General features: G+C 56.9%; 12 protein-coding genes and 1 other annotated feature. Of the genes, 7 read left to right on the top strand and 5 right to left on the bottom strand.

Going from position 1 to position 12,070, the window contains the following annotated elements:
* Positions 1–159: 159 nt before the first annotated feature.
* The 3 genes from clpB to rluD all read right to left on the bottom strand — a co-directional run bounded on the left by clpB (position 160) and on the right by rluD (position 4,572).
* Positions 160–2,733: an ATP-dependent chaperone ClpB gene (gene clpB / locus WFM45_RS20785; RefSeq protein ID WP_004932446.1), complete on the bottom strand. Its 2,574-nt coding sequence runs from the start codon at positions 2,731–2,733 to the stop codon at positions 160–162.
* A gap of 130 nt (positions 2,734–2,863) precedes the next feature.
* Entirely contained in the window at positions 2,864–3,595 is a 732-nt protein-coding gene (gene yfiH, locus WFM45_RS20780; RefSeq protein ID WP_336957107.1) for a purine nucleoside phosphorylase YfiH, read from the bottom strand.
* Entirely contained in the window at positions 3,595–4,572 is a 978-nt protein-coding gene (gene rluD, locus WFM45_RS20775) for a 23S rRNA pseudouridine(1911/1915/1917) synthase RluD (protein ID WP_004932452.1), read from the bottom strand. The genes yfiH and rluD overlap by 1 nt, the downstream gene beginning before the upstream one ends.
* Before the next feature lie 131 nt (positions 4,573–4,703).
* Here rluD and bamD point away from each other — a divergent pair, with 131 nt between their 5' ends.
* From bamD to pheA, 4 genes are all read left to right on the top strand, one after another.
* Positions 4,704–5,435 carry an outer membrane protein assembly factor BamD gene (gene bamD, locus WFM45_RS20770; RefSeq protein ID WP_004932456.1) on the top strand — a complete coding sequence of 244 codons (732 nt, stop codon included), beginning with the start codon at positions 4,704–4,706 and terminating at the stop codon, positions 5,433–5,435.
* A gap of 312 nt (positions 5,436–5,747) precedes the next feature.
* Positions 5,748–6,089 carry a ribosome-associated translation inhibitor RaiA gene (raiA, locus tag WFM45_RS20765; RefSeq protein ID WP_004932457.1) on the top strand — a complete coding sequence of 114 codons (342 nt, stop codon included), beginning with the start codon at positions 5,748–5,750 and terminating at the stop codon, positions 6,087–6,089.
* Between the two features lie 122 nt (positions 6,090–6,211).
* Positions 6,212–6,338: a sequence feature (Phe leader region), on the top strand.
* The gene (locus tag WFM45_RS20760; RefSeq protein WP_101428074.1) at positions 6,213–6,260 is read left to right on the top strand and encodes a hypothetical protein; all 48 of its coding nucleotides are present in this window, start codon (positions 6,213–6,215) and stop codon (positions 6,258–6,260) included. Its footprint overlaps the feature before it by 48 nt.
* 42 nt (positions 6,339–6,380) lie before the next feature.
* A complete protein-coding gene (gene pheA / locus WFM45_RS20755; protein WP_048326247.1) occupies positions 6,381–7,538 on the top strand; it encodes a bifunctional chorismate mutase/prephenate dehydratase in 1,158 nt (385 codons plus the stop codon).
* A 54-nt stretch (positions 7,539–7,592) separates the two neighbouring features.
* Here pheA and tyrA read toward each other — a convergent pair whose 3' ends face one another.
* Together tyrA and WFM45_RS20745 are read right to left on the bottom strand one after the other, a co-directional pair.
* Entirely contained in the window at positions 7,593–8,714 is a 1,122-nt protein-coding gene (tyrA, locus tag WFM45_RS20750) for a bifunctional chorismate mutase/prephenate dehydrogenase (protein ID WP_048326245.1), read from the bottom strand.
* Positions 8,715–8,717: 3 nt separating this feature from the next.
* Positions 8,718–9,794 (bottom strand): 3-deoxy-7-phosphoheptulonate synthase, encoded by a 1,077-nt coding sequence (locus WFM45_RS20745; RefSeq protein ID WP_016929016.1) that lies wholly within the window; start codon positions 9,792–9,794, stop codon positions 8,718–8,720.
* 495 nt (positions 9,795–10,289) lie between these two features.
* Between WFM45_RS20745 and WFM45_RS20740 the strand changes: the two genes are divergently transcribed.
* The 3 genes from WFM45_RS20740 (at position 10,290) to WFM45_RS20730 (ending at position 12,018) form a co-directional block, all read left to right on the top strand.
* Complete coding sequence (locus WFM45_RS20740) at positions 10,290–11,054, top strand: DUF481 domain-containing protein (RefSeq protein WP_004932469.1); 765 nt, start codon at positions 10,290–10,292, stop codon at positions 11,052–11,054.
* A gap of 246 nt (positions 11,055–11,300) precedes the next feature.
* A complete protein-coding gene (locus WFM45_RS20735) occupies positions 11,301–11,522 on the top strand; it encodes an HP1 family phage holin (RefSeq protein ID WP_004932472.1) in 222 nt (73 codons plus the stop codon).
* Complete coding sequence (locus WFM45_RS20730) at positions 11,506–12,018, top strand: lysozyme (protein ID WP_336957105.1); 513 nt, start codon at positions 11,506–11,508, stop codon at positions 12,016–12,018. The genes WFM45_RS20735 and WFM45_RS20730 overlap by 17 nt, the downstream gene beginning before the upstream one ends.
* Positions 12,019–12,070 lie beyond the last annotated feature (52 nt).

Genomic DNA, 12,070 nt, shown 5'->3' with positions numbered 1-12,070 from the left:
TCAAATAATCACCAAAAACGCCTTTTTAGGATATTTATTAGTCGAAAAACACCGGTTTTAGCACAGTAATAGCGGCAACCTCTGTAAATAGGGACAAACGAAGATAAGAAAAGGGAGCGGTCACCCGCTCCCTTTCATCTTTAATAGGCTTAATTGCCGTTATTGGCGTGCAACGATATGGTCGTTTTCCACATCCAGCGTCACCAGCTTGCCGGGGATCAGCTTGCCGGACAGGATTTGCTGCGCCAACGGGTTCTCGATCTCCTGCTGAATAGCGCGTTTCAACGGACGCGCACCATACACAGGGTCGTAACCGGTTTTGCTCAACAACGCCAGAGCAGGCTCGGTCATGGTCACTTCGTAACCGCGCTCTTCCAAACGCTTGTACAGACGCGACAGCTGAATCTTGGCGATCGCAGCAATGTGTTTCTCGCCCAGCGGATGGAACACCACCACTTCATCGATACGGTTGATGAATTCCGGACGGAAGTGGTGACTCACCATCTCCATCACCGACTCTTTCATCTGCGCGTAGTTCATCTGACCGAAATGCTCCTGGATCAGATCCGAACCCAGGTTGGACGTCATGATCACCACGGTATTGCGGAAATCGACGGTACGGCCCTGGCCATCGGTCAGGCGGCCGTCATCCAACACCTGCAGCAGGATGTTGAACACGTCCGGGTGCGCTTTCTCGACTTCATCCAGCAGGATCACCGAATAAGGCCGGCGGCGCACGGCTTCCGTCAGGTAGCCGCCCTCTTCATAACCGACATAGCCCGGAGGCGCGCCGACCAGACGCGAAACGGAGTGTTTCTCCATAAACTCGGACATGTCGATACGCACCATAGCGTCGTCGCTGTCGAACAGGAACGAAGCCAGCGCCTTGCAGAGCTCGGTTTTCCCCACCCCGGTCGGGCCAAGGAACAGGAACGAACCGATCGGCCGGTTAGGATCGGACAACCCGGCGCGGCTGCGGCGGATAGCATTAGAGACCGCGCTGACCGCTTCGTCCTGGCCGATCACCCGCGAATGCAGCTCTTGCTCCAGGCGCAGCAGCTTGTCGCGCTCGCCTTCCAGCATTCTGGCCACCGGGATCCCGGTCGCGCGCGCCAGCACTTCGGCAATCTCCGCATCGGTTACCCGGTTGCGCAGCAGCTTCATGCTCTTGCCTTCGGCCTGCGTGGCAGCGGCGAGCTGTTTCTCCAGCTCAGGGATCTTGCCGTACTGCAGTTCCGACATCCGCCCCAAATCGCCGACGCGACGCGCCTGCTCCAGGGTGATTTTGGCCTGCTCGAGTTCCGCCTTGATGTTCTGAGTACCGGAGAGTGACGCTTTTTCCGCTTTCCACTCTTCTTCCAGCTCCGAATATTCGCGTTCTTTCTGCCCCAGCTCATCGCTGAGCATTTCCAAGCGTTTCTTACTGGCGTCGTCCGACTCTTTATTCAGCGCCTGCTGTTCCAGCTTCAACTGAATGATGCGGCGCTCAAGCCTGTCGAGCGATTCAGGCTTGGAGTCCATCTGCATGCGAATGCTGGACGCCGCTTCGTCGATCAGGTCAATAGCCTTGTCCGGCAATTGACGATCGGCGATATAACGGTGCGAAAGCGTTGCCGCCGCCACGATGGCCGGATCGGTGATCTGCACGTGGTGGTGCAGTTCGTAACGCTCTTTCAGGCCGCGCAGAATAGCGATAGTGTCTTCCACGCTCGGCTCCGCCACATACACTTTCTGGAAACGACGTTCGAGGGCCGCATCCTTCTCTATATATTGACGATACTCATCCAGCGTGGTGGCACCGACGCAGTGCAGCTCGCCGCGCGCCAGCGCCGGCTTCAGCATGTTGCCCGCATCCATTGCGCCATCCGCCTTACCGGCGCCGACCATGGTGTGCAGTTCGTCGATAAACAGGATCACGCTGCCTTCCTGCTTGGCCAGATCGTTGAGCACGCCTTTCAGACGCTCTTCAAACTCGCCGCGATATTTGGCGCCGGCGATCAACGCGCCCATATCGAGGGACAATACGCGCTTGTGCTTCAACCCTTCCGGCACTTCGCCGTTGATGATGCGCTGCGCCAGGCCTTCGACGATGGCGGTTTTACCCACGCCGGGTTCGCCGATCAGCACCGGGTTATTTTTGGTGCGGCGTTGCAGCACCTGAATGGTGCGGCGGATCTCTTCGTCACGGCCAATCACCGGGTCAAGTTTGCCCTGCTCGGCACGTTCGGTCAGATCGATGGTGTATTTCTTCAATGCTTGCCGTTGGTCTTCGGCGCCTTGGTCTTCCACGCTGTCACCGCCTCTCATTTGTTCAATGGCTTTGCTGATTTTGTCGGCCGTTGCGCCGGCCGCTTTCAACAAGTCGGTCAACGAGCCGCGGTCTTCCAGCACCGCAAGCACAAACAGCTCGGAAGAAATGAATTTGTCCGCGCGCTTCTGCGCCAGCTTGTCGCACAGGTTCAGGACGCGCACCAGCTCGTGGGACGGTTGAACGTCGCCACCGGTGCCTTCTACCTGCGGTAAACGGGACAGCGCCTGTTCGATTTCGGTGCGCACGCGCCCGGCATCGATACCTGCGGAAGTTAATAGTGGACGAACCGTGCCCCCTTCCTGATTGAGCAGGGCGCTCATCAGATGTAGCGGTTCAATAAACTGGTTGTCGTGCCCAAGGGCTAGTGACTGGGCATCGGCGAGGGCAAGCTGGAATTTGTTGGTAAGACGATCCAGACGCATAACACCTCCAAGATGGGTCGAAATTGCTACTGGAGATTAAATGAGGTCATCCCTCAAATTTTCAAGGTTATCTCGACGCTAAATTTTCGGTACAACGCCATGCGTCGTTGGATCGTCCTAATTCAATAGGTTATATCAGCCAGATTAAACTTGCCATACGTCCGGTTATTCCATCGCGCCGATAGGAGAAAAAATGACTCGTTTCGTTAACCGTACAGCGGTCGCCGCCATAGATGGCCTGCACGCCCGCACGCAACAAGCGTTGGCGAGCCAGCAAATAGATATTAGCCAAAAACTTATCGCCGTGCGGCGTAAATGCCGCCGCGGCTTCGGCGTCTTCCGCCATGAAAGCGGCGCGCACTTCCGACCCGACCTCAAACTGCTGTGGGCCGATCGCCGGCCCCAACCAGGCGCTGATCTGACCCGGCGCGGCGCTGAACGCCGCCACGGTTTGCTCCAGCACGCCGTGGCATAACCCGCGCCAGCCGGCGTGGGCGGCAGCCACTTCGTCACCGTGCTGCGAGCAGAATAGCACCGGCAGACAATCCGCCGTCATCACGGCGCACACCTGCCCCGGCACATTGCTGTACACCGCATCCGCCCGCAGATCGGCGGGCGCTTTCCCCGTCAACGTCACCACGCGAGTGCCGTGCACCTGCTCGAGCCACACCGGCATCTGCGGCAAACCGGCGGCGGTAACCAAACGTTCCCGATTGCGTGTCACCGCTTGCGCCTCATCACCGACGTGGGTGCCGAGGTTCAGCGAGTCATAAGGCGGCAGGCTAACGCCGCCGCCACGCGTGGTGCTGCAGGCCTTAACCCCGGTAGGCAACGGCCAGTCAGGCAGAATGAGCGAGCTCATTACCAGTCCATCTGATCTTTGAATTCTTCGGTGTCCGCCTTCAGCGCGTTGATCAGATCGACCATGTCCTGCGGCAGCGGCGCATGCCACTCCATCTGGATGCCGCTGATCGGATGATACAAACGCAGCATGGTGGCGTGCAGCGCCTGGCGGTCAAAGCCGCGCAGCGTGTTGATGAAGGCTTCCGAAGCGCCCTTTGGTGGACGCGGACGGCCGCCGTACAGCGGATCGCCCACCAGCGGATGGCTGATGTAAGCCATGTGCACGCGGATCTGGTGAGTACGGCCGGTTTCCAGGCGCAGGCGCAGGCGGGTGTGCGCGCGGAAGTGTTCCATGATGCGGTAGTGCGTTACCGCCGGTTTACCCATCGGGTGCACCGCCATATGGGTACGCTTGGTGGAATGACGCGCGATAGGCTCTTCTACCGTGCCGCCGGCGGTCATGGTGCCGATCGCCACCGCTTCATATTCACGGGTGATCTCACGCGCCTGCAGCGCTTCCACCAGCCGGGTTTGCGCCGGCACGGTTTTCGCCACCACCATCAGGCCGGTGGTGTCTTTGTCCAGACGGTGCACGATGCCGGCACGCGGCACGTCGGCGATTTCCGGGTAGTGATGCAGCAGCGCATTGAGCACCGTGCCGTCCGGGTTACCGGCGCCAGGGTGCACCACCAAATCGCGCGGTTTGTTGATCACCAGGATGTCGCTGTCTTCATAGACGATATCCAGCGCGATATCCTGTGGCTCCCAACGCGCCTCTTCTTCAATCTGTGCATCGATGGCGACGGTCTCTCCGCCCAGCACCTTCTCTTTCGGTTTGTTTGACGTTTTGCCATTGACCTTCACCCGATCGCCCAGGATCCACTCTTTTATGCGAGATCGTGAATAATCAGGGAACAATTCGGCCAAAGCCTGATCTAAACGTTGTCCGAGTTGAGATTCGGCCACCGTTGCGGTGAGTTGTACTTGTTGTGCCATATGCAGCTTCTTCGTTAACGTTGGGTTTTCACGGCGATGCCGTTTAATATAATGTGCTATTGTACCTGGTCTTTGTCGGGAGCTTAACGGACAGTCTCCCGGAATAACACCCTGAGGATAATCAAAACGTCATGACGCGTATGAAATATCTGGTGGCGGCAGCCACGTTGAGCCTGGCGCTGGCAGGTTGCTCCACATCCAAGGATGCGGTTCCCGACAACCCACCTTCGGAAATCTATGCTACCGCGCAGCAAAAACTGCAGGACGGTAACTTCAAGGGCGCGATTACGCAACTCGAAGCGTTAGATAACCGCTATCCTTTCGGGCCGTATTCCCAGCAGGTCCAGCTGGATTTGATTTACGCCTACTATAAGGCCGCCGACTTGCCGATGGCTCAGGCATCCATCGATCGCTTCATGCGTCTGAACCCGACGCACCCGAACATCGATTACGTGATGTACATGCGCGGCCTGACCGACATGGCGCTCGATGACAGCGCGCTGCAGGGCTTCTTCGGGGTTGACCGTTCGGACCGCGATCCTCAGCACGCTCGCGCTGCGTTCCGCGACTTCAGCCAGTTGATTCAGCAATACCCGAACAGCCAATACGCGACCGACGCCAACAAGCGTTTGGTGTATCTGAAAGACCGTTTGGCCAAGTATGAGCTTTCGGTGGCGGAATACTACACTAAACGCGGTGCTTACGTCGCGGTCGTTAATCGCGCCGAGCAGATGTTGCGAGAATTCCCGGATACCAAAGCGACGCACGACGTGTTGCCGCTGATGGAAAATGCCTACAAGCAGCTGCAGCTGAACGGCCAGGCTGACAAAGTGGCCAAAGTGATCGCCGCAAACCCGCAATAAGCGCGCGTCGGCAACGGCAGAAAAACCAAACGGCAGCCAAGGCTGCCGTTTTCATTGGCGTCGACCTGGTTTTTACTGGAAAAATACACAAGTAAAAACACGGTGTTAGCTAGTACTCCTCACCGGTCAACTCATCGATAATGCGCCATCTGGCGGCAACTCTCAAGCATTAGATAACCAATTCAAATGCTGAATCACAGATTGAACTAACTTTGCAAAAAGTGACAAAAAATCGTGATTTACATCACGCATTTAAACAAAAAGCGGGGTATGCTGGATTCACCAAGACGGAAAGACAGAGAGGTAAGTTATATGACATTGAACATTACCAGCAAACAAATGGATATCACTCCCGCAATCCGCAATCACGTCGAAGACCGTCTCACCAAACTGGAAAAATGGCAGACCCAGCTGATTAACCCGCATATCGTCTTATCCAAAGAACCGCAAGGGTTTGTCGCCGATGCTACCATTACCACGCCTAACGGCCCGCTGGTCGCCAGCGCCAAACATGATGACATGTATACCGCCGTTAATGAGCTTATCGCCAAGCTGGAGCGCCAGCTGAACAAGGTGCAGCACAAAGGCGAAGCGCGCCGCTGCAACGCCAGCGTGAAAGACATCGTGCCGGAAGTCACGCAAGAGCAGGAATAACCGTCCGACTGCGGTTGCCGCATCAAACGCGCCCGAGGGCGCGTTTTTTGTCGGGTATTTTTGTTGACGGGGTAAAAACCAACGGTTACTTTAAAACCTGTTCGCATTAACCTTAGGTAGACCATGCCACGCACACCGTTTTTCTTCGCATTCTTTTTTACCTTCCCCTGACTGGGAGGCGTTTCGTCGTGTGAGAAAGAATGCGAAGACGAACAATAAGGCCTCCTGGAGACAGGGGGCTTTTTTTATGGCTGTTTTACAACGAATAAGAACTGAAGGCGGAAGCTGATTATGACTGACAACCCGTTATTGGTGCTGCGCGAGCGCATCAGCGCACTGGACTTGAAACTGTTGGCCCTGCTGGCGGAACGCCGTGAGCTGGCGATCGAAGTCGGCAAGACCAAACTGCACTCTCATCGTCCGATCCGCGACAAAGAGCGCGAACGCGATCTGCTGGATGCGCTGATCGCCGCCGCCAAACCTTACGACCTGGACGGCTTCTACGTCACCCGCCTGTTCCAACTGATTATCGAAGATTCCGTCCTGACCCAGCAGGCGCTGCTGCAGCACCAGCTCAACCCCGTCAGCCAACACTCCGCCCGCATCGCCTTTCTCGGCCCGAAAGGTTCTTACTCACATCTGGCGGCACGCCAATACGCCGCCCGCCATTTCGATCGGCTGATCGAATGCGGTTGCCAAAAGTTTCAGGATATCTTCACCCAGGTGGAAACCGGCCAGGCGGACTACGCAATTTTGCCGATCGAGAATACCAGTTCCGGTTCGATTAACGAGGTGTACGATCTGCTGCAACACACCAGCCTGTCGATCGTCGGCGAACTGACCAACCCGATCGACCACTGTGTTCTGGTGGCCGGCGACAGCGATCTTAGCCAGATTGAAACCGTCTACAGCCACCCGCAGCCGTTCCAACAGTGCAGCCAGTTCCTTAACCGCTTCCCGCACTGGAAAATCGAGTACACCGAAAGCACCGCCGCGGCGATGGAGAAAGTCGCCAAGCTGAATTCGCCGAAGGTGGCGGCGCTGGGCAGTGAGGCCGGCGGCGCGTTGTACGGGCTGCAGGTGCTGGAACACAACCTCGCCAACCAGCAGCAGAACATCACTCGCTTCATCGTCCTGGCGCGCAAAGCGATCGACGTATCTGAACAGGTGCCGGCCAAAACCACGCTGATCATGGCGACCGGCCAACAATCCGGTGCGTTGGTCGAAGCGCTGCTGGTTCTGCGCGACAACGGCATCATCATGACCAAACTGGAATCACGCCCGATCAACGGCAATCCGTGGGAAGAGATGTTTTATATCGATGTGCAGGCCAACCTGCGTGCCGACGCGATGCAAAAAGCGCTGCGCGATCTGGCGCCAATCACCCGCTCGCTGAAGGTCCTGGGCTGCTACCCGAGCGACACCGTGGTGCCGGTCAACCCATCCTGAAACCATAAAAAAAGGTTCGGCCAAGCCGAACCTTTTACGTTTACCGCCCGCGTTTTACTGTCGGCTGTCGTTAGCCTGTCGCAACAGCGTGCGGCTCTCCACCAGGAAGCGTTGGGCGTAATCGCCAAACCAGTGCTCCACCTTGCGGAAACTGTCGATAAACGCCTGTTTGTCGCCATGCTCCAACAGCGTTATCGCCTCGCCGAAGCGCTGGTAGTAACGCTTAATCAGCGCCACGTTTTCTTCCGACGACATAATGATATCGGCGTACAGCTGCGGATCCTGCGCAAACAGGCGGCCAACCATCGCCAGCTCCAGCCGGTAGATCGGCGAGGAGAGCGCCAGCAACTGCTCCAGTTGCACGTTCTCTTCCGCCAGATGCAACCCGTAGGCGAAGGTGGCGAAGTGCCGCAGCGCCTGAATAAACGCCATGTTCTGATCGTGTTCAACCGCGCTGATGCGATGCAGCCGCGCGCCCCACACCTGCAGCTGTTCAAGCAGCCATTGGTAAGCCTCCGGCTGGCGGCCGTCGCAGTAAACCACCACCTGCTTCGCCACGCTGCCCACGTCCGGGCCGAACATCGGGTGCAGCCCGACCACTGGGCCGCTGTGCGCCGCCAACATCGCGTGCAGCGGGCGGTTCTTCACCGACGCCAAATCCACCAGAATACAGTCGGCAGGCAGCGTCGGCAGGCGGCTTATCACCTGCTCGGTCACGTGGATCGGCACGCTGACGATCACCATGCCGGCGTCTGCCAGCAGCTGTTCCGCCTGCGGCCAATCTTCCTGATCCAGTACCCTGACCTGATAACCCGACAGCGTCAGCAAACGGTTGAACAGCCGTCCCATCTGGCCGTTGCCGCCGATGATGACGATCGGCCGCAGCTGCGGACACAAAGTTTTAAAGCCTTTATCGTTCTCGCTGACGTAGGATTCGCGCATCACGCGGCGCAAAACGTCCTCGATCAAATCCGGCGGCACCCCGAGGTTTTCCGCCTCCTGGCGACGCGAGGCCAGCATCGCGGCTTCGCGCTCCGGTACGTAAACCGGCAGGCCATGACGGCTTTTCACTTCGCCCACTTCCGCTACCAGATGCAGGCGTTTCGCCAGCAGATCCAGCAGCGCTTTATCCACCTCATCGATTTGATCGCGCAGCGCGGTCAGTTCTGCCACCATAACTTACTTTTCTCCCGTACGGGCCGTCAGCGCAGCGCCGAGTTCCTGATGCATATGGCGCAACAGGGTTTCCGTGCTCTCCCAGTTGATGCAGGCGTCGGTGACGGACACACCGTAACGCATGTCTGCACGCGGCTGTTCGGAAGACTGATTGCCCTCATGCAGATGGCTCTCCAGCATAATGCCGGTGATTGAGCGGTTACCCGCCTTGATCTGCTCCACCACGGACTCGGCCACCGCCGGCTGACGGCGATAGTCTTTATTCGAGTTGCCATGGCTGCAATCTATCATCAAGGACGGGTGGAGTCCCGCCTCAAGCATCTGTTTTTCACAGGCCGCAACGTGCTCAGCGCTGTAGTTCGGAGTTTTGCCGCCGCGCAGGATCACGTGCCCATCCGGGTTGCCCTGCGTCTGCAGCAGGCAAACCTGGCCTGCCTGGTTGATGCCGACGAAGCGGTGCGGCATAGCAGCGGCGCGCATGGCGTTGATGGCGGTACCCAAACTGCCGTCGGTGCCGTTTTTGAACCCGACCGGCATCGACAGGCCGGAGGCCATTTCGCGGTGGGTCTGCGATTCTGTGGTGCGCGCACCGATCGCCGACCAGCTGAACAAATCCCCCAGGTACTGCGGGCTGTTCGGATCCAACGCTTCGGTAGCCAACGGCAAGCCCATGCCCACCAGATCCAGCAACAGGCGACGCGCGATATGCAAGCCTGCTTCAACGTCAAACGAACCGTCCATGTATGGATCGTTGATCAAACCTTTCCAGCCGACAGTGGTTCTGGGTTTTTCAAAGTAGACGCGCATAACGATATACAGCTGATCGCTCAAGTCAGCCGCCAGGGTTTTCAAACGACGGGCATAGTCCAGCGCCGCGTCCGGATCGTGGATCGAACAAGGCCCGCACACCACCAACAGGCGATGATCGCGCCCCTGCAAAATGTTGGCGATAGTGTTGCGCGCAGTGGCGATCTCATTTTCGTCGTCGGCGCTGAGCGGGAACTGGTTCTTCAGCTCCTCCGGCGTGATGAGAACCTGTTCTGCACTGATGTGTACGTTATTGAGCGCGTCTTTTTGCATGATGCTATTCCTGTCGTTTGGCGTTATGCGTTGAAATGGAACATTGAGCGTTTCAGGGCTCTACCCTATCACGATATGTAAAGTTTTCAATCCATTTTCCGTAAATAAAAAATTACCATAATCATCCTGATTAAATCACCGTTGAAAAAGGCTTGTAAAAACCAGTTAAAACACAATAAATACATGGGACTAACGAATAACAAAGCCAGTCACCCCACATTAGCCACCCGGTCTAAGAAAAATGAGCATTCGTAAATAAATGTGTACACTTAGTTTTACAGCGAAAATACGCCGCCGATCTCGGCACCGACGCCTGTGCAAAGCAGGATCAGCACGAAATGCCGCCAAAAGCGATGATTTTAAGTAGAAGAAAAGCGAATAAATGAGGGATAAAAATTAAAAACTTAAGCTAATGGCGGCTATTTTTGTCGCCGAAATGAACCGATATAATGTGACCGTCATCAACAATAACTCCCCTTAACAACTGGATCCAAGATGCTCTCTTCTCGCGCTCGTCGCGCTTTTCCGCTGTATATTTGCTGCTTAACGACTTTCACCAGTGTTTCAGCCCTTGCCGACAATACGCTTTTCACCGCGATGGACGATCCGGCCACCGCCAAGAAACCGTTCGAAGGCAACGTGCAGGCGGGCTACAACGCCCAGTCAGGCAACTCGCAGAGCTCCACCCTGTTGGCCAACACCAACATGACCTGGTTCAACAGCGACGCGGCGTACAGCCTGTGGGGGGCGGCCAACAACACCACCTCCTCCAACGTGCGCTCGTCCGAAAAATACCAGGCCGGTGGCCGTACGCGCTATAACCTGACAGATCGCAACTACCTGTTCGGTCAGGCCAGCTGGCTGAGTGACCGTTTCAACGGTTACGACTCACGCTCCACGCTGACCGGCGGCTACGGCCGTCAACTCCTTAACGGGCCGCTCAGTGACCTGCGGGTGGAATTCGGTCCCGGCGTGCGCCATGATGAATACCATGGCGGCGGCCGCTCGACCAAGGGGCTGGCCTATGGTGCGGCCAACTATTCCTATCAGTTGACCGACAACACCAAGTTCATTCAGGGCGTTTCCGCGCTGGCGAACGAAGAAACCACGCTGAACTCGGAAAGCGCGTTGAACGTGGCGATCAACGATCGCTTCTCATTGCGCGTGGCTTACACCGTGACCTACAACAGCAAACCGCCGGCCTCAGCGCCGAAGAACACAGATACCACCACCTCGGTCACGCTGGTCTACGGCCTGTAATCTCCCCCATTATTTCTCGAAGCCCATCATCGATGGGCTTTTTTTATGCCTCCCCCCCTCCCTCTTTTGCACAATCTGCTAAAAATATTCACCTCACCCATTGACGACTTTAGCAAATAGCTTAATACTGTATGCATATACAGTAATTATCATACAGGCCAGGAGCATGATGGATATCGATAGCAAGCTGTCTCGCATTGATGCCTCCGGCTCTCGAGATTCTGTAAACGAAGCGAGCATAAGGCTATGGAGAAAATAACCTCATTCATCACCTACGCCATGGCGTTGTTTCTCGCCTGGCTCGGCAAGCTGTCTCCGCAGGACATTGCCTTTTTAGTCGGTGCGGCGGTAGGCATCGGCACGTTTCTGGTGAACTGGTACTACCGACGTAAAAGCCTGCAGATCTTGAAGGCCATTGAGCGCAATGCGACATCGCGGAGGAAAATTTACGATGAGTGCAACCGTTAAGCGCTGCAGCGTCGCCGCCGTTTTGGCCATCGCCGTGCTGTTGCCGTCATTTGGCGAGCTGCAAACCTCAGAAGCCGGCCTCAGGCTGATCGCCGATCTCGAAGGTTGCCGCCTGTCGCCTTACCAGTGCAGCGCCGGGGTGTGGACGCAGGGCATTGGGCACACCGCTGGCGTCATCCCTGGTAAAGCGACCGATGAACACAAAGCCGCGATGGATTTGGTCGACGATGTTCGCCGCACCGAGCGCGGCATGGCCGCCTGCCTGCCGGATACGCTCTCGCAACAAACCTATGATGCGGCGATCGCCTTCGCCTTCAATGTGGGCGTCAGCGCAGCCTGCCACTCTACGCTGGTCGCGCTGCTGCAACAGCGCCAGTGGCGGCAGGCCTGCGATCAGCTGCCACGCTGGGTTTACGTAAACGGAAAGAAAAACAAAGGGCTGGAACAGCGACGCGCCATGGAACGCGCACTGTGCTTGCAGGGCATTGCCTCATGATGACGAGTTCACTCGCCAAAGGATGATGCCACACCAATTTCACTTAATTTGT

This window comes from Serratia sp. KG1D (assembly GCF_037150675.1).
Classification (GTDB): Bacteria; Pseudomonadota; Gammaproteobacteria; order Enterobacterales; family Enterobacteriaceae; genus Serratia; species Serratia nematodiphila.
The sequence above is the reverse complement of the archived record's forward strand: the minus strand, read 5'-3'. Positions and strand labels throughout refer to the sequence as shown.